The sequence below is a fragment of the Actinomadura fibrosa genome (assembly GCF_900659615.1).
Classification (GTDB): domain Bacteria; phylum Actinomycetota; class Actinomycetes; order Streptosporangiales; family Streptosporangiaceae; genus Spirillospora; species Spirillospora fibrosa.
In genome coordinates this window covers 16796-34122 of sequence record NZ_CAACUY010000031.1, presented here as the reverse complement: position 1 = coordinate 34122, position 17327 = coordinate 16796, and the positions used below count along the sequence as shown (strand labels likewise).

Annotated in this window: 18 protein-coding genes; 16 read left to right on the top strand and 2 right to left on the bottom strand. The window is 73.9% G+C overall.

Translation table 11 applies throughout. The features are described from left to right. Positions 1 to 5: 5 nt before the first annotated feature. The 16 genes from E1300_RS14010 (at position 6) to E1300_RS13940 (ending at position 14740) form a co-directional block, all read left to right on the top strand. A complete protein-coding gene (locus E1300_RS14010; RefSeq protein WP_131757423.1) occupies positions 6 to 446 on the top strand; it encodes a phage tail protein in 441 nt (146 codons plus the stop codon). Further along, on the top strand, positions 443 to 811 hold the full coding sequence (locus E1300_RS14005; RefSeq protein ID WP_131757422.1) for a phage tail assembly protein: 369 nt from the start codon (positions 443 to 445) through the stop codon (positions 809 to 811). The genes E1300_RS14010 and E1300_RS14005 overlap by 4 nt, the downstream gene beginning before the upstream one ends. Next, the gene (locus E1300_RS50040; RefSeq protein WP_165502827.1) at positions 808 to 963 is read left to right on the top strand and encodes a DUF6760 family protein; all 156 of its coding nucleotides are present in this window, start codon (positions 808 to 810) and stop codon (positions 961 to 963) included. Before E1300_RS14005 ends, E1300_RS50040 begins: the two co-directional genes overlap by 4 nt. Beyond that, entirely contained in the window at positions 960 to 1922 is a 963-nt protein-coding gene (locus E1300_RS14000; RefSeq protein WP_131757421.1) for an eCIS core domain-containing protein, read from the top strand. Before E1300_RS50040 ends, E1300_RS14000 begins: the two co-directional genes overlap by 4 nt. A 1-nt stretch (position 1923) precedes the next feature. Further along, on the top strand, positions 1924 to 2658 hold the full coding sequence (locus tag E1300_RS13995; protein ID WP_131757420.1) for a CIS tube protein: 735 nt from the start codon (positions 1924 to 1926) through the stop codon (positions 2656 to 2658). Continuing rightward, complete coding sequence (locus E1300_RS13990) at positions 2655 to 4262, top strand: phage baseplate assembly protein V (protein WP_131757419.1); 1608 nt, start codon at positions 2655 to 2657, stop codon at positions 4260 to 4262. The genes E1300_RS13995 and E1300_RS13990 overlap by 4 nt, the downstream gene beginning before the upstream one ends. Beyond that, positions 4259 to 4594 (top strand): hypothetical protein, encoded by a 336-nt coding sequence (locus tag E1300_RS13985; RefSeq protein ID WP_131757418.1) that lies wholly within the window; start codon positions 4259 to 4261, stop codon positions 4592 to 4594. The genes E1300_RS13990 and E1300_RS13985 overlap by 4 nt, the downstream gene beginning before the upstream one ends. Further along, positions 4591 to 4974 carry a GPW/gp25 family protein gene (locus E1300_RS13980; protein WP_131757417.1) on the top strand — a complete coding sequence of 128 codons (384 nt, stop codon included), beginning with the start codon at positions 4591 to 4593 and terminating at the stop codon, positions 4972 to 4974. The genes E1300_RS13985 and E1300_RS13980 overlap by 4 nt, the downstream gene beginning before the upstream one ends. After that, complete coding sequence (locus E1300_RS13975) at positions 4971 to 7055, top strand: baseplate J/gp47 family protein (protein ID WP_131757416.1); 2085 nt, start codon at positions 4971 to 4973, stop codon at positions 7053 to 7055. The genes E1300_RS13980 and E1300_RS13975 overlap by 4 nt, the downstream gene beginning before the upstream one ends. Continuing rightward, the gene (locus E1300_RS13970) at positions 7052 to 8620 is read left to right on the top strand and encodes a phage tail protein (protein ID WP_131757415.1); all 1569 of its coding nucleotides are present in this window, start codon (positions 7052 to 7054) and stop codon (positions 8618 to 8620) included. Before E1300_RS13975 ends, E1300_RS13970 begins: the two co-directional genes overlap by 4 nt. A 12-nt stretch (positions 8621 to 8632) precedes the next feature. After that, positions 8633 to 10498 (top strand): hypothetical protein, encoded by a 1866-nt coding sequence (locus E1300_RS13965; protein ID WP_131757414.1) that lies wholly within the window; start codon positions 8633 to 8635, stop codon positions 10496 to 10498. A 2-nt stretch (positions 10499 to 10500) separates the two neighbouring features. After that, positions 10501 to 10878: a hypothetical protein gene (locus E1300_RS13960; RefSeq protein ID WP_131757413.1), complete on the top strand. Its 378-nt coding sequence runs from the start codon at positions 10501 to 10503 to the stop codon at positions 10876 to 10878. A gap of 5 nt (positions 10879 to 10883) precedes the next feature. After that, complete coding sequence (locus E1300_RS13955) at positions 10884 to 12947, top strand: DNA/RNA non-specific endonuclease (protein ID WP_131757412.1); 2064 nt, start codon at positions 10884 to 10886, stop codon at positions 12945 to 12947. A gap of 84 nt (positions 12948 to 13031) precedes the next feature. Beyond that, positions 13032 to 13829 (top strand): class I SAM-dependent methyltransferase, encoded by a 798-nt coding sequence (locus E1300_RS13950; RefSeq protein ID WP_165502825.1) that lies wholly within the window; start codon positions 13032 to 13034, stop codon positions 13827 to 13829. A 118-nt stretch (positions 13830 to 13947) separates the two neighbouring features. Then, entirely contained in the window at positions 13948 to 14187 is a 240-nt protein-coding gene (locus E1300_RS13945) for an EF-hand domain-containing protein (protein ID WP_131757410.1), read from the top strand. Positions 14188 to 14227: 40 nt separating this feature from the next. Continuing rightward, on the top strand, positions 14228 to 14740 hold the full coding sequence (locus E1300_RS13940; protein ID WP_165502824.1) for a GrpB family protein: 513 nt from the start codon (positions 14228 to 14230) through the stop codon (positions 14738 to 14740). A gap of 12 nt (positions 14741 to 14752) precedes the next feature. Here E1300_RS13940 and E1300_RS13935 read toward each other — a convergent pair whose 3' ends face one another. Both E1300_RS13935 and E1300_RS13930 read right to left on the bottom strand, forming a co-directional pair. Then, positions 14753 to 15886 carry a terpene synthase family protein gene (locus E1300_RS13935; protein ID WP_131757408.1) on the bottom strand — a complete coding sequence of 378 codons (1134 nt, stop codon included), beginning with the start codon at positions 15884 to 15886 and terminating at the stop codon, positions 14753 to 14755. Beyond that, on the bottom strand, positions 15883 to 17280 hold the full coding sequence (locus E1300_RS13930) for a cytochrome P450 (protein WP_131757407.1): 1398 nt from the start codon (positions 17278 to 17280) through the stop codon (positions 15883 to 15885). Before E1300_RS13930 ends, E1300_RS13935 begins: the two co-directional genes overlap by 4 nt. Between the last annotated feature and the right edge of the window lie 47 nt (positions 17281 to 17327).

The following is a 17327-nucleotide window of genomic DNA, read 5'->3' as shown; positions in this document are numbered from 1 at the left end:
CAGCAATGCCCACCACCGGACAGCGGGTCGATCCGTTCCGCAACTTCAACTTCCTGGTCGAGCTGGACGGCATCGCCCAGGCGAGCTTCATCGAGTGCAGCGGCCTCGGCTCCACCACCGAGGTCATCGAGAACCGGCAGGGCGGCGACAACACCACGTCCTACAAGCTCCCCGGCCGGACGAGCTACTCCGACATCTCGCTGAAATGGGGTCTCACGGCCTCGACGGAGCTGTGGGACTGGCGGCAGCAGATCGTGCTCGGCACGGTCGTCCGCAGCAACGGCTCGATCGTGGTCTTCGACCTCGACAACAGCACCGAAGTGGCCCGGTGGAACTTCGTCAACGCCTGGCCGACCAAATGGGAGAGCTCGGCGTTCACCGCCAAGGGCGGCGACATCTCCATCGACACGCTGGTGCTCGCGCACGAGGGGCTGACCCGCGTATGAGCGTGCTGGTCACCGAGGTCGAGTTCGAGCTGCCCAAGGGGTACGTGGACGCCGACGGCACCCTGCACCGCACCGGTGTGATGCGGCTCGCCACGGCGGCCGACGAGATCTACCCGCTGAAGGACCCGAGGGTCCGCAACTGGCCCGCGTACCTGGTCGTCCTGCTGCTGTCGCGGGTGGTCAGCCGGCTCGGCGGGCTGCCGGAGGTCAACCCCGGGGTGATCGAGGGCCTGTTCTCGGAGGACCTCGCCTACCTCCAGGACCTCTACAACCGGATCAACGGCCTGGCGCCGCGCAGCGCCCCCGTCGAGTGCCCGCACTGCGGCCAGGGCCACGAGGTGGAGGTGGCGCCGCTGGGGGGATGACCGGCTACCCCCTGGACCGGGTCCATCAGGAGGTGGCCTTTCTCGGACGGCACGCGCACTGGACCCTCAACGAAGTCCTGGACCTCGACCACGCGACCCGCCGCCGCTGGGTGGCCGAGGTGCTCGACCAGATCGCCCAGGAGGCGGGATGACGACGCTCGGGGAGCGGCTCCAGGAGGCCGGCCTGCGGCTGGCGGCGCGCCACGTGCCGGACTTCCCCTGGACGGCGGCGCTCGACCCGGTGCTGGCCAGGGCCGCCCGGAACGCCGCGCCGCTGGCGGGCCGGTTCGACCGCGTCGAGCGCCCGCCCGACCGCGCCGAGCGACCGCCCGACCGACCGGCGGGTCCGCTGCGCACGCACCCGGCCGGCCGGAACGCGTTGCCCGGCCCCCGCGCGCCGTGGCCGGACGAGGTACCGGGCGGCGTGCCACAGGCAGGATCCGATGGCGTAACGGAGGCCAGGCAGGTGCCGCTCGCGCAGGACGTCCGGGGCAGGCTCCGCGACCTGGCCGGTCCGGGAGCCGATGTGCTGCGGCCGCACGTCGGAGCCGCGTCCGACGCGCTCGCCCGGAGCCTGCGGGCCGACGCGGTGACGCTCGGCGCCGACGTCCACTTCCGCGACGGCCGCTTCCAGCCCGACGAGCCGGAAGGGTTCGGGTTGCTGGCCCACGAGGCCGCGCACGTCACGCAGACCCGCTTCCCAGCTCGGCAGGGCGCGTCCGGTGGAGCCCCGCCGCACGCGCACGCCGGTGAGGATCACGCGCTCGCCGTCGAGTCGGCGGCCCGGTGGAGCTTCCCCGCGGCGACGCGGCCCGATCCAGCGGCGTCCGAGCCCCCAGCGGATTGGTCAACGACCGCGCATCCCGGTGCCGTTTCCGGGATCGGCGTACCGGGTCCGCCGCCCGCACGGTACGGGCCGCCAGAGGCCGAGACGGGCGGGCCGTCCACGGGAACGGGCGCGACGCCCGCACCGCCCCCGATCCCACTGGCGGCCGGGACGGGCAGGGACGTCGCCGCGCCGCCCGCGCCCGTCGACCTGGAGCGGCTGCGGCGCGACGTCGTCGCGGACCTGATGCGGCAGGTGCGGGCCGAGTTCGAGCGAGGAGGCTGAGATGGCGCTGCCAGGGCCGAGACGCCCGGTGCCGAGGCGGGCCGGCCACGAGCTGGCCAAGGCGACGATCATCGACACCGGCACGGGCGCCGCGCATCCGGTGATGTACAACCCCGAGGAGCTGAAGGTCGAGCAGGGCAACGTCTACGCCGAGGTCCCGATCCCCGGCCTGGACGCGCCGCCGGTGCAGTACATCCGGGGCAAGGCGCGCACCCTGTCCATGGAGCTGTTCTTCGACACCTACGAGTCCGGCGAGGACGTGCGCGCGCACACCGGGCCGATCGTCGCGCTGCTGGAGCGCGGGCGGCAGACGATGGCGCCGCCGGTGCTGCTGTTCTCGCTCGGCCGCGTCCAGTTCCGGTGCGTGATGCTGGACGCCGGGCAGCGCTACACGATGTTCCTGCGGGACGGCACCCCGGTCCGCTCCACCCTGTCGGTGCGGCTCCAGGAGCACGCCGACACCGAGGGGCCGCAGATCGGGCACGGCCTCTTCCTCGGCCCGCCGACCGTCCAGGCACTGGCGGGCGGCGGATCCGGCGCCCCCGGGACGGGCGCGCCCGGCGGCGCGGACGTCACCGTGCACACCACGGCGGTCGGCGACACACTGAGCTCGATCGCCGCCGCCTACCTCGGCGACCCTGGCCGGTGGCGGCGGATCGCCGACGCCAACAGGATCAAGGACCCGCTGGACGTGCCGCCCGGCACCCAGCTCGTCATCCCCGGGGGGCGGGCATGACGGCGCCGCGGTGCGAGGTGCGGATCTCCGGCGTGGCGCTGGCGGCGGACCTGGCGTCCCAGCTGCTCGACGTGGTCGTGGAGACCGACCTGGACCTCGCGGGCACGTTCGCGGTCACGCTGCGGAACGCGGACAACGCCCTGCTCGACTCGGCGCTGCTCGACCCCGGCCGCACCGTGGAGATCCACCTCGGCTACGGCGACGGCCTCGTCCCGGCGTTCCTCGGCGAGATCGCCGCCATCGAGCCGTCGTTCCCGGCGGGCGGCCCGCCCACGGTCCGCGTGTCGGGCTACGACAAGTCGTACCGGATGCGGCGCGCGCAGCCGGAGCCGACCGAGTACGCGTTCGCCAACGACAGCGTCATCGCGGCCCGGCTGGCGGCGGAGAACGGCCTGATCCCCCTCGTGGACCCGACCCCCGGACTGCAAGAGAAGATCATCCAGACGGAGAGCGACTTCGCGTTCCTCAAGTCGCGGGCGGCGCGGTACTTCTTCGACGTGTACGTCCAGTGGGACCGGCTGCACTTCCGGTTTCCCCGCCCCGCGCCGCCCGCGCACACGCTGGAGTGGGGCCGGAACCTCGCCTCGTTCCAGCCGCGCATCTCGGCCGCCGCGATGGCCGGGCTCCAGGTCGTCCGCGGCTACAACCAGGAACTCGCGCAGGCGGTCTCCGCCACGGTGCTGGCGGGCGAGTTCGACCTCGACGACGTCGTCGAGCGGCTCGGCGGCGCCGCCCTAGACCTGCTGGCCTCGCTCGCCCGCAGGGGCGTCCGGCAGCAGACCGTCGAGAACCCCCTGGACGCGGCGCTGCTCGCCCGGTCGGTGCTGGCGGACCTGCTGGACGGCATGTACGAGGGCACCGGGTCGTGCGCCGGGCTGCCGGACCTCACCGCGGGCGACCATCTGCGGATCGAGGGCGTCGGGCGGCGCTTCTCGGGGACCTACCGGGTCCGGAAGGTCACCCACCGGCTGGACGGCGGCGGCCTGACCACCGACTTCTCCATCTCCCCGCGCGGGCACTCCAGCCTGCTCGGGCTGCTGCGCCGCAAGCTCGTGGAGGAGCCGTCGCCGAACGAGGCGGCGCGCTTCCACGGCGTCGTGGTCGGCGAGGTCCGCGACAACGACGAGCTGCGGGCGATCCCGCCGAAGATCCCGACGGGCCGGGTCAGGGTGGCGTTCCCCGGCCTGTCCGACACCTTCACCAGCGGCTGGGCGCCGTGCGCGACGCCGATGGGCGGCAAGGACATGGGCTTCTATTCGCTGCCCGAGCCGGGCGACCAGGTCCTCGTGGCGTTCGAGAACGGCGACCTGTCCAAGCCGTACATCGTCGGCAGCCTGTGGAACGCGGTGAACGGGCCGCCCGTCACCGACCGCGACGGCACCAACGGCACCCGGGTGATCAAGAGCAGGGCCGGGCACACGATCACCTTCGACGACACGCCCGGCGCGGGGGGCGTCCGCGTCGCCGACGCGAAGGGCGGCTCCATCGAGCTGGACGCCGTCACCGGAGCCGTCACGGTCCGGGCGGCGGGCGACATCGTCCTGTCCGCCCACGGCGGCGCCACCACCATCACGATGACGGAGTCGCAGGTGAACGTGACGTGAACGTCCTGACGACGGGTTCCACCATCACCTGCGGCCACGCCACCGCCGGGCACGTCCTGCCGGACAGCGCCGCCAAGCTCGCGGTGGCCGGGGAGCCCGTGCTGCTGGAGGCGGGCGTGACCACGTTCGACACGGCGTGCACGCCGGTGTCGTCGAACGACAAGCCCTGCGGCAAGGTCCGCGCGATCACCGGCGGCCGCTCGGCGAAGCTGCTCGTCGGCGGCAGCCCGGTCCTGCTCGCCTCGCTGGCGGGCACCACCGACGGGCAGATCGGCGGCGTGGCCGGCGCGCTGACGGTGACGTCCTCGCAGACCACGCTGGGGGCGCCGTGACCGGGCAGTTCTACGGGCGCGGCCCCGCCTTCCCGCTGCGGCTGGACGGCGGGGGCGTCGCCGAGTCCGCCGGGGCCGCCAAGGTCGCCGAGTCGATCCGGATCGTCCTCGGCACCCAGCACGGCGAGCGGGTGATGCGCCCCACCTTCGGCGCCAACCTGCGGAGCCTGGCGTTCGCGCCGAACAACGGCGCCACCGCCGACCTCGCCCGGCACTACGTCACCGACGCCCTCGCCCGGTGGGAGCCGCGCATCGACGTCCTCGACGTGGCCGTCGCGAACGACGACGTCCGCCTGCTCATCGACGTGCAGTACCGGCTCCGCGCCACCAACGAGGTGCGCAACCTCGTCTACCCGTTCTACCTGGAAGGCGGACGATGACGTTCGAGTCGCGGCGGGGCCGGATCGTCCCCCCGAACCTGGACGACCGGACCTGGCAGGACCTCGTCGACCAGATGCGCGCGCTGATCCCCGTCTACGCGCCGCAGTGGACGGACCACAACCCGAGCGACCTCGGCATCACGCTGATCGAGCTGTTCGCGTGGCTGGCCGAGAGCATGATCTACCGGCTGAACCAGGTCCCGGACAAGACGTACGTGGCGTTCCTCGACCTGCTCGGGATCACCCGCAGGCCCGCGGTCCCCGCGCACGCCTACCTCACCTTCACCGCCGGGGCGGGCGCGGTCGTCGTCCCGGCGGGCACGCAGGCGCAGACCGGCGGCGACCGGCCGGTCGTCTTCGAGACCGACGCCGACGCCCGCGTGCTGCCGACCGCGCTGAAGGCGGCGGTGCTCGTGTCGGGCGGCGCGTACGACGACGTCACGTCGGCGCTGTCCGGCAAGACCGCGATCCAGGTGCCGGCCGCGCAGACCGCCCAGCTGTGCCTGGGCTTCGACCGCGCGACGTCCGAGGAGCTGGCGCCGGAGGTGCGGCTGTACAGCGGCGCGCCGCCCGGCCTCGCCGTCACCTTCGTCCACTCCGCCGGGGACGCCGACCCGCTCGCCTGGCCGGTCCTGACGGGAGCGAGCGACGAGACCGACGCGTTCACCCACGACGGGGCGTTCCGGTGCACGCCGCCCGCCGGCTGGAGCGCGCAGCAGCCGACCGGCCCCGCGCCCGGCTCCGCGGCGGACCATCCCTGGGAGACGGTTCCGCCGCGCGCCCCGGGCGGCGCGGTCACCGACACGCTGTTCTGGATCGGGCTGCGGATCGCCAACGGCGGCGGAGGCCCGGCACTCATCGGGCTGGAGCGGCTGCTGTTCAACGCGGCGCCCGCCCGGACCGCCGTCACCGTCCGGGTCCCGGAGGAGCTCGGCGTCAGCACCGGCGCCCCGTTCCAGGTGTTCGCGCTGGCGCAGCGGCCCCTGGCCCGGCGCCCCTCCTTCGACGCCCCCTACGGCGACCTCGCGATCCAGGTCGGCACGGGCAGCCCCCCGGTCTGGCAGGACTGGACGCTCGCGGACGACCTGCCGTCCGGTCCCGGCACCGTCTACCGCGCCGACCCCGTGACGGGCGAGATCGGCTTCGGCTCCTACGACCCGCACACCGCGCCCGGGCTGGAGGGGCACGGTTCGATCCCTCCGGCGGGCAGCCGGATCCGCGCGCTCCGCTACCGGTACGTCTCCGGCGGGCAGGACGGGAACGTCCCGCCGGGCCAGGTGACGGTGCTCGGCACCACGCTCGCCGGGGCCGTCCCGGCGGGCGTCTCGGCCGTCACCAACCTCGGCCCCGGCCAGGACGGCGTGGACGAGGAGCCCGTCGAGGACACCCTCGCCCGGGCCCCGCAGGAGCTGAAGATCCGCGACCGGGCGGTGACGGCCGACGACTACGAGTTCCTGGTGCGCGAGGCGTCCGGCCCGATCGTGGTGCGCTGCCTGCCGCCCCGGCGCCACGACGACGACGGCACGCCCTACGACTACGGCGGGATCGTCCGGGCGCCCGGCACCGTGAACCTCGTCATCGCGCCGGACCAGGGCCCGTCGGTGGCGCGGCCCGTCCCGTCCCCGGGCGACGTGGACGAGGTCCGCGCCCATCTGGAGCCGCGCAGGGAGCTGACCGCGCAGCTGGTGGTGCACGGGCCGTGCTACCTGCCGGTGATCGTGACGGTGGAGGTGACGCTGTGGCAGCGCGCGACCAGCGCCGGCGCGGACCGGGACCAGGTCAGGGCCGACACCCTCGCCCGCATCCAGCGGTTCCTCCACCCCACCCGCGGCGGCCCGGACGGCACCGGCTGGCAGGTCGGGCAGCCGGTGTTCGCCTCCGACCTGTTCCAGGCGATCGCCCCCACGCAGGACCTCGGCTACCTGTCCAAGCTGCTGGTGCGGCCCGACGCCCCCGCCTACACGCCGCCCGCGCGGCCCTTCCCGCTGTCGCAGGACGGGGCGTCGGTCCGCGTCGCCGACTACGAGCTGGTCTGCGCGTCCGCCACCCAGACGATCACGATGGTGGACGCGCGGGTATGAGCGGCTACCTGCGGTACCTGCCGCCCGTCCTCGCCGGCGACCCGCTCGCCGACCTGCTGCGCGTCTTCGAGAAGACCCTCAGCGGCCGGCCCGACGGCGTTCCCGCGCACGGCTCCCTCGCCGAGGAGATCGCCGCGCTGGACCGGCTCGCCGACCCGTGGACGACCCCCGAGCACCTCCTGCCGTGGCTGGCCTCGTGGGTGGCGCTGGAGTTCCCGACCCTCCAGGGCGCCGACCTGTGGGACGAGTACCAGCGCCGCCGGGTGATCTACCGGATCGCCTCCGTCTACCGGGGCCGCGGCCGCCAGTCCGCCCTGAACTCCTACCTGGACCTGTACGCCGCCGGCGCGATCCGGCCCCGGATCACGCTGGACGTGGGGCGGAGGCTGCTCGCGGTGGCGCCGTCCGGGACGGTGTCCGGGCTCGTCACCTCCGGGGCGGTGCCGTCCGGGGCGGGCCTCCCGCCGCAGGGGCTGATCCGGCCGCAGTGCGTCGCGGTCGGGACCGGCGGCGGGCTCTTCGCCGGCGACCTCGGGCTGCCGAGCGACGCGCCGGTGGACGCGCCGAGCCGCGTGTGGCGGCTCGACCCGTCCGGGCGCTACGACATCGGCGGCACCCCGCCCCGGCCGCTCCCGCTCGTCCCGGACACGGCGTTCACGCAGGTGGTGGCGGTGGCGGTGCGGCCCGCGCGCGGAGGACGTCCGGAAACCCTGTACGTCCTGGACCGGCCTGGGAAGCTGTACGCGGTCCCCGCGCCCTTCCAGGACCGCACCGCGACGCTGGTGACCAGCCTCGCCACGAGCGGCACGTTCTTCCGCCCGGCGGCGATGACGGTGGACCCGGCCTCCGGAGACCTGCTCATCCTGGACGGGGGTTTCGGCCCGGGGTCATCGAGCCCGCCGACGATCCACACCGTCCGCCCCGATCCGCTGACGGTGACCCGCAACGCGCTCGCGTCCGCGCAGGAACCGCTGTCGCTGCTGGTCGACCGCGACGGCACCCTCCTGGTCGGGGACGGCGGACCGCAGGAGCCCGCCGGGCCCGAGGAGTACCCGGGCGCGCTGCTGCGGGTGGCGCGCACCGGCACGTCGTGGACGGTGACGCCCCTGCCCGTCGGGCCGCTGGTCGCGCCGACCGGCCTGGCCCGGGGACGGGACGGGCTGCTGTACGTGCTGGACGTCGGGCTGAAGCCGCTGTCCCCGTCCGACTCCAACCCCTTCATCTGCCCGGTCGCCGAGCACGCCGGCGTCTTCGCGATCGCGGGGAGCAGAGCCGTCCGCGTGACGCCGCCGGCGCAGTTCGTGTACCCGACGGGCCTCGCCGCGGCGGGCGACCACCTGGTGGTCTGCGATCCCGGGCAGCCCTCGGCGGGCGGGCAGGAGCCGTACTGGTCGCGGGTCAGGCCGTTCGAGTTCGACGTCGTCCTGCACTTCACCGAGGGCCGCCTGCCCGAGGACGAGGCCGCGCGCCGGTCGGCGCTGGACGGCGTCGTCGCCAACGTCGGCGCGATCGTCGACGAACAGAAACCGGCCCACACGGTGTGGAACTGCATCACCTCGGTCTAGGAGGACGCATTCATGGGAAAAGGCGCCATCAAGCGCGTTTGGTACCGGAGGGACAACGGCACCGTCCGCGCGGGCGAGACGGGACGGCCCGAGTCCCTCACCGACATGGAGAGCCACCTCCTGCCGCTCGACCGTATCCGCACCGCCGCGCTGCACACGTGGGGCGTCGCCGACGGCCTGACCGTGCGGGTGCGTGCGGGGTCCGTGCCGGCCGTCCTGCCGGGCAGCGCGGTCGACTCCGCGGGCAGGCTCATCGCGGTGGTCGAGGGCGGCCCGGTGATCGTCGACTTCAAGGACCCCAACGAGATGCGCAACGTCCCGACCGTCGTGGTCGGCCCCGACGGGGCGCAGGTCCCGACGGCCGGAGCGACCGGCGCGTGCCTGCTCACCCTCACCTGGCGGGAGGTGGTCGAGCAGGACAGCCCCAACAGCACGCCCTACCTGCTGCACGCCCCGTGGCTGCGGCTCGTGCCCGCGGCCGGCTTCACCGACGACGGACGGCAGGTGGTGCTCGCGGCGGTGACCATCGACGACCGGCACGAGGTCACCGGGCTCGACGCCGGGCCGCGGCGCGTCGCCACCCGCCCGGCGCTCCAGGCGCCGGTGTCGGCCGGGCTGGCCCTCGACTCCATGACCGGCGACGTCTGGCAGCAGGACGCCGCCTGGCTGGAGGCGGACCCCAACGGGGACGTCCGGCTGACCCTGCTGTCCGGAGCGCATCCGCGCCCGGCGCTGCGGGTGACCGGGTCGGGGTTGCGGCTGCCCTCCCCGAGCGGCGAGCGGGAACTCGAACTCGCGGTCGACGACGGCGGCGGCTTCCGGCTCACGGACCACGACGCCGGCATGGAGCGCCTCTTCGTGGACGGGACCGGCCGGATCGGGATCGGCGCCCGAGACCTCCAGCGGATCGTCCATGTCGAGGGCACGGAGGTCCACAGCGGCGGCCCCGGCGGCGGCTACTCCTTCGCCGACCGCGACGTGTCCTCCTTCGTCGAGCACCCCGGCGCCGGCGAACGGTGGGTCTGGTACGCCGGCGCCGGATACGCCCGCCTCTGGTCCGGCTGGGACCGGCTCACCGTCGGCGCACCCGACGACGGCGGCGCGCTGGACGTCCCGTCCCGGATGCGGGTCCGCCAGGGCCGCAGCGACTCGGCGGGCATCTGGTTCAGCCAGAACAGGGCGGGCGACCGGGCCTTCGTCGGGATGGCCAGCGATCAGATGCTGGGCTGGTACGGGGCCGGGTGCCACTGGGGCCTGCAGATGAACGTCGACTCGGGGGAACTGGTCTTCGGCCGCCAGTTCGGAAACCCATGGGGCCCCGCCATCCTCACGCTGTGGGGTTCCCGGATCTGGGACCAGGGCGACGGCATCCTGTTCCTGCAGAGCGGCGGCGGCATCGTCCGGACCTTCAACCAGATGGAGGTGTACGGCCCCCTGCTGAAGGCGGGCGGCGGGTTCCAGATCGACCACCCGCTCGACCCCGGCGACCGCTACCTCGCGCACTCCTTCGTCGAGTCGCCGGACATGCTGAACGTCTACTGCGGCACCGCCGTCACCGGCGACGACGGCCGCGCCGAGGTCGCGCTCCCGGCGTACTTCGCCGCGCTCAACCGCGACCACCGCTTCCAGCTCACCCCGTCCGGCGTCCTGACCGAGGTCGCCGGAGAGATCACCGGGGACACGCTGACGATCCTCACCGGCCGTCCCGGCGTGACCGTCTGCTGGCAGGTCACCGGCGTCCGGCAGGACAAATGGGCCGAAGAGAACCGCATCGAGACCGAACCCCGCAAGGCCGAGCACGAGCGGGGCCGCTACCTGCATCCCGAACTGCACGGGGAACCCGCGCACCTGCGCATCGCCTCACCGGAACCGGAGTGACCATGCCCGACCGCCTCGAAACCCGACTCGCCGAACTTCGGCAGGACTTCGCCGAGGGCGAGCGCCGGCTGCGCGACCTGCTCGGCCGCGAGACCGCCCTGCGGGAGACGCTGCTGCGCATCAGCGGCGCCATCCAGATGCTGGAGGAACTGATCGCCGAGCACTCCGGCCCGCCTTCGGCAGGCACCCCGGACTCCCGTCCGGATACCGGCGCCGCCGCCGGAATGCCGGGCGGAACCGACACCGGCGATACACCCCGCTTCGGCGTCGGCGTCGCGTCCCGCATCGGCGGCGGCGATGCGTCCGACCCTGGAAACGCGGCTCCGGCGGCGGACGGCGCGGCCGGATCGTCCGGCGGCGATGTCCTGACGGTGCCCTGACCGCGATGGGCGAGCACGCCATCGAGAAGGCGCCCGCACCCGCTCCGGCACGTCCGGTACCGGCGTCGCCGGAGCAGGCGGCCCAGCCCGCCGCGCAGGCGGGAGACGCCCGCGCGGCGATCACGGCGGTCATGGAGGCCGTGGACGGGCTGGCTCCCGCCCCCGACGGGACCTTCCACACCGCCTACCGCGGCAGAGTCCTCACGCTCACCCGAGACCAGGGCGAGCGGTTCCGGGCGGCGGCGCGGTCGGCGCTGGACGACGGCCTGGAGCGCAGTGCCCGGCGGGCGGAGTTCGCGATCACCCGGTACCAGGCGCACGCGCGGCTCGACGCGCAGATGCCGATCAGCTCCGGGGCGATCAAGGCGTGGGCCTCCCTCACGCAGTCCGGCTACCGCGACCCCGGCCCCGACCTGCCGGGGCTGGAGGCGGCCGTCGCCCAGGACGTCGCCGCCGCCCGGCAGGCCCTCGCCCAGGGCGCGTTCACTGAGGCCGCACGGCACCTCACCGGCGCCGACGCGGCGTCCGGACGCCTCTCCGCCCTCATCGGCCGCTACGTCGAGCAGACCCTCGAAGGCGGCCAGAGCCTGCTGACCTCCCTGGAGATCACCAAGGACGTCGCGCTCGTCACCCTCGGCGTGCTCGCCACCGTCGCGTCCGGCGGCGCCGCGCTCGGCCTCGCCCCCGAGCTCCTCGGCACCGGCATCGGCGGCCTCACCCTCGGCGAGACCCTGACCGCGGTGTCGGTCGGCACGCCGATCGTCGCGAACGTCGGCAAGGGCGCCATCGCCGCCGCGCAGGGCGACACGGTCGACTGGACCTCGATCGCGCTGGACGCCGCCGTCCAGATCGTCCTCGTCCGGCTCGGCGGGCGCCTCAACAGCGCGCTCCTCGCCCGCCTCGCCGGCGACCCCGCCGGGCAGGCGTTCGCCCGGCAGGCCTTCAGTGCCCTGGCCGCCGGGCTCGCCACCCACGAGCTGACCCAGGCGTTCGTGGTCACCGTCGACCAGGTCCTGGCGCGGTGGCGGGGCCGCTTCAGCTGGCAGGGCTTCGCCGACGACCTGATGGTCCACCTCACCGACCCGGTCGGCCTGTTCATGGCCACCCTGTCCAGCGCGATCCACCTCGGCGTCCACCGGAAGGTCACCGCCGCCGCCCCGGCGAAGGCCCCACCACCCCCTGCCGCGTCCACCACCCCGCCGTCCGTCACGCCCGCGCCTCCGCCCGTCACCCCGACCCCTGCGCCTGCGCAGGTTCCGGCTTCGGAACCTGCGGCTCCAGCCACCCCGGCCCCGGTCACCGCTGAGGCGACGCCGTCCAGCGTCCGGCCAGAGCCGTCCACGCCGACGTCGGGCGTCCATCCGATCGCGGCTCCGGCACCGAAGGCCACGACACCAGTGGCCGAGAAGCCGGGCACCGCCCCCGCACCCGAATCCGGCATCCGGCTTACGGAACCGAAGAAGGGCGGTAAACCGATCAAGCGCCCGGCGCCGGCACGCCGCTCCAGCAGGTTCTCGCAGACGGAGATCGACGCCGAACTGCACACCTCGCTGTCCCAGGCCGACCGCAGCAGGCTCGCCGCGGCCTCGCCGACCATGCGCATCGACGAGCGGGCCGAACTCACCCGGAGCCCCGGCAAGCCGCATCCGCGGGTCCCAGGCGTCAAGCCGTTCGAGGAGCGCGTCACCGTCGGTGGCCTGGAAGGGGGACGGGCGACCTACGTGACGGGCGAACTGGTGCCGTCGGACCTCCGTACCGGGACGCGCGCCTCCGTGAAGCCCGGGGGCGAGCACCAGAAGGGCGACCAGAACACCCACCTGCTGGCCCGGCTCCTCGGCGGTTCGGGAGTGGACCGCGGCAACCTCGCCTGGGCGAAGGCGCACTTCAACCTCTCCACCATCAAGGTCATTTTCGAGCATCCCGTCATCGCGGCATTGAGAGCGGGCAAGACCGTCCACGTCGACGTCGTCCCGATCTACCGTGGCGCCCGCCTGATCGCCCTCCAGGTCTGGGCGAGGACCCCCTCCGGCGAGATCATCGTCCCTCTGCAAAGCATCCCCGCCATTTGACACCGGATGTCGACCTCACCTCGCTACAGGGCGGCTACTATCAGTGACGGCCACCGCCAAGGTCGGCCATCAGAGGAAGGCCGCATGGACGATCCTCGAACGCCCTCGACCGGCGCCGAGCCCGGCGACGGAGATCTGGTGTCCTGGACGACCGGTGTGGCGGCCGCGGGCTACGAGGACCGCGACATGAGCATCGCCCTGCAGATCGCCTATCCGCTGGTCCTGCGGGAGCTGGGCATCGTCCCGCACGGCCCGGCGGTCGCGGGGATGCTGCTGGACCTGGGGTGCGGCACCGGAGTGCTGGCCGAGCTGGCCGCCGCGGCCGGGGTGCCGGTGCTGGCCGTCGACCCGTCCGAGCACATGCTCCACCGGGCCCGCAGGGACCGGCCGCACCCACTGATCACCTACCGGCGGTTCGACGGTGAGCGGCTGACGTTCGTGGCCGACGGCAGCGTCGCCGCCGCGGCGGTCTGCCTGGTGTGCTGCACCGTGCCGGACACCGCCGTCCTGACCGCGCTCGCCCGCGAGCTGCACCGGGTCCTGCGGCCCGGTGGCCGCCTGGCCGTCCTGGAGCTGTCGCCCGCCGGAGTCGGCGTGCGGTTCTCGACCCTGCGCTTCGGAGACCCCGGCCGGTCCTACGAGAACGGCGAGTTGCTGCCCACGTTCCTGCGCCTGCACAACGGCGACGTCCTGCGCACGGCGTGCTACTTCCGCAGCGAGCGGTTCTACCGGATGCTGCTGGCCGGAGCCGGGTTCACCGATCACATGGTGCGGTTCCCGCTCGTCGACCAGGCCGCCCCGCACCCCGGCGCGGCGCTCTCCCGCGCCTGGGGAGCCGAGACCACCGTGGCCCCGTACATGATCCTCAGCGCGCGCCGCTGAGCGGTGTCCCTGAACCTCGGCGCGGGCCGCCGGTTCCCGTTTCTCCCGGTCTGACGGGCGTCGCGGCCGCGGGAGTGGTTACGATCAGGGGCCACGCTCGCTCTGGGGGAAGGAAGACATGTCCGATCAGTACGAGGCTCTGTTCGCCCGGTACGACACCGACGGGGATGGGCAGCTCACCGAGACCGAGGTGACCGCGGCGGTCGCGAGCCTGTTCCCCGCCGCCGAGGTGGACGACCTGTCGGGCCTCGTCAAGGCGCTGTTCGCCGAGTACGACACCGACCTCGACGGCCTCCTGTCGGTGACCGAGTTCGTCCCCCTGGCCGAGAACCTCCCCGAACTCGGCACCGAAGCCTGACAGGCGTCGCCCGGTGCGTGCCGCTTGGGACGAGACCTGGTTGGGACTGTCCAAGGGATCCGTCCGGGTGGCGGACGGTCACCCCGGCTGGCCGGGCGTGTACGAGGAGCTGGCGGCGGCTCTACGTCCCGCACTGGGTGCGCTGGCGACCGCCGTCGAGCACGTCGGCTCGACGTCGGTGCCGGGCCTTCCAACCAAGCCGATCATCGACATCGCGGTCGGCGTGACGGCGGAGGCGCGGCTCTCTGACGTGGTGGACGCCGTGACCGCGCTCGGCTACGAGTTCCGCGGCGATAAGGGCGAGGAAATCGGGTGGCTGTTCGTCCTGGAGTCCCGGCCGCTCTTCCGGATCGCCCATGTCCACGCGGTACGGCATGGCGGCCCGCAATGGCGCGAGTATCTGGCGTTTCGAGAGCGGCTTCGTGTCGATGCGGTCGCCCGTCGCGCCTACGCCCGGCTCAAGCGGCGGCTCGCCGTCGAGTACGCCGATGACCGTCAGGCATACACGGCCGCGAAGACATCTCTGGTCGGGGAGCTGCTGTCCGGTGCGTAGCGTCTCGGCAGTTCACAGGGCCGGGTCCCACCACCAGGCGATGGATGGGATCTCGGGGGCGGCGGTGGACGGGGCGGTCTCGGTGAAGGCGGCGCGGGTGGTGACGGCTCCGGGATGGGCACCGTCGGGGTTGGTGTAGCGGCCGGCGCGCAGTCCCCATTGCAGGTTGCCGGGGATCAGGTGGGACAGGTGGTCGATGTAGCGGCGGAGCGGGCGGCTGGCGCCCGGCAGGGTCCGCTCGCGGAGGTGGAGGAACCGCAGGGTGAGCCGGTTGTTCAGCTCGACCGCCTGCTCCAGCGCCCGCTTGAGGTCCAGGCCCCGCTCGACGCGCAGGATGTCGGGCAGGTCCAACCGGCAGTTGGACGGCGCGGGGGCGCGGGCGGTGTGCCACAGCTCCTTCCCGTAGGAGAACAGGTCGTCGTCGAGGGCGGCGGTGGTGATGGCCACTTCGGCCAGCGCGCGGACGGCGGGCGCGTCCAGCTCCCGGGCGGGGATCTCCTCACCGTCGATGATCTCCATGAACGCGGTGGTGGCGGTACCGGCGGCGGTGTGCTGCCGCATGTGGGCGTAGTTGTTGAGGGACGGGGCGCGGCCGGCGTGGCGGTGGGCGAACTCCCACAGCACGCCGAAGAACCAGGCGCGGTGCCCCTCGACACTGCGGCGGACCTGGGCGGGCGTCGCCCACTCCCGGATGCGTCCGGCCAGGTCCCGCACCGGAGCCTCGAACGGGCCGCCGAGCGCGACGGGGCCGGTGCCGGTGCCGGGGGTCTCCAGCGTCCGCAGGATGCCCGCGGCCAGGGCGGCGAACTGGTGCGGATCGGCGCTGGCCGGTCCTTCGTCGCACTGCGCGTCGTCGAACAGGAACATCAGCGTGCACCAGTCCACCGCGAGCTGGAGGCGGTCCGCCGGGGCCGCGGGCATGATCCGGCCGTAGAAGCCGGGGCAGTCGTTGCCGCGCATCCGTGCGCGCTGCCGCTCGGTCAGCGTCACCCCGCAGCCGCCGATCCAAGCCTGGGTGGACGCCGCCAGCCGGGTCTCGTCGAGATGGCGGACGGCGGGCAAGGGGCAGTAGCGGGGCGGCAACTCGACCTGGATCTCTGGCACGCCCGTGGCGGGTGTCGTGGTGGTACGCACTCCGACGGTCATGTCGTCCGTCCAGGGGGTGAGGGGGTGGGCGGTTCGGCGGCGGGGACCCTGGTCAGGCGGAGCAGCAGCCTGCGGGGGCGCAGATTGGTGGCCATCGCGGCCGGGCGCGCATCGGTGCCCGCCGCGCAGCGGACCTTCCAGCGGCCGAGGATGATCGACAGCGCCAGCACCGCTTCGATCGTGGCGTAGGCGTTGCCGAGGCACTGGCGGGCGCCGCCGCCGAACGCGGCGAACGCCCCGTGCGGCAGACCGGCGGCGCGCTCGGGCAGCCACCGGTCGGGATCGAACCGCCGCGGCTCCGGATACAGGGCAGCCTGGCGGTGCAGCACCGGGGCCATGAACAGCACGGTCGCGCCCGCGGGGAGCGTCCGTCCCGCCAGCTCGACCGGGGCGCTGGTGACCCGGGTGAACAGCCATCCGGGCGGATACAGCCGCAGCGTCTCGGTGACCACGCGGCCGGTGTAGCCGAGCCGCTCGGCGTCGGTGCCGCGCACCGGCTGTCCGCCGAGGACGGTCTCGCTCTCGCGCCGTATCCGCTCGGCGGCCGCGGGATGCCCGGCCAGCAGCCACAGCGCCCACGACAGCGTCGAGGCCACCGGATCGCCGCCGGCCACCAGCATCGTCAGCACCTGCTCGGCGATCTCGGTGTCGCTCAGTCCGCCGTCGTCCTGGCGCCGGGTGGCGAGCATCGTCGACAGCAGATCGCCATGGTCCTCGCCGGCGCGCCGGTAGTCGGCGATCACGGCGGCCACGCTGCGGTTCAGGGCGTCCAGCTCGGCGTCGAAGCGGCGGTTGGCCGCCGTGGGCACGCGTTGCAGCGGCCCCGGCAGGAACATCCGCCGGAACAGGTGGTCCAGGATCGTCTCGACCGACCGGTGGACCGTCTCCACGGCCGCGGTACCGGCCCGGGTGGCGAACAAGGAGCCCAGCACCGTGCGCATCGCGGCCTCATAGAGGACGGGATAGGCGTCGATCACCTGCCCGTCGCGCCACCCCTCGGACAGCGCGGTGAACTGCGCCGCCATGACGGCGCTGTAGCGCTCAAGGTGCGCGGCGCTGAACGCGGGTTGCAGCAGCCGCCGCTGCCTGCGGTGCTCGGCGTCCCGGCAGGTGCCCACCCCGCCGCCCAGCACGCCGCGCGCCCGGTCGTAGAACGGGCCGCCCTTGTCGAACGTGCGGCCGTCGCGCAGCACCCGCGACAGCAGCTCGGGGTGGCAGGGCACGTACGCGCGGGCCGGTCCGAGCCGCACCTCCACCAGATCCCCGTAGGACGGCAGCCGGGCCGCGAACGCCAACGGGTCGCGCAGCAGCTCCCAGGCGTGGCCGACGAGCGGCAGCGCTCCGGGCGCGACGCCGAAGCGCCGGGAGCCGCTCCCGTGGTCCGGAGCTGCCATGGCGTCCCCTCGCGCTCGGTCGGAAGGAAGGAGCCGATCCCGTGACA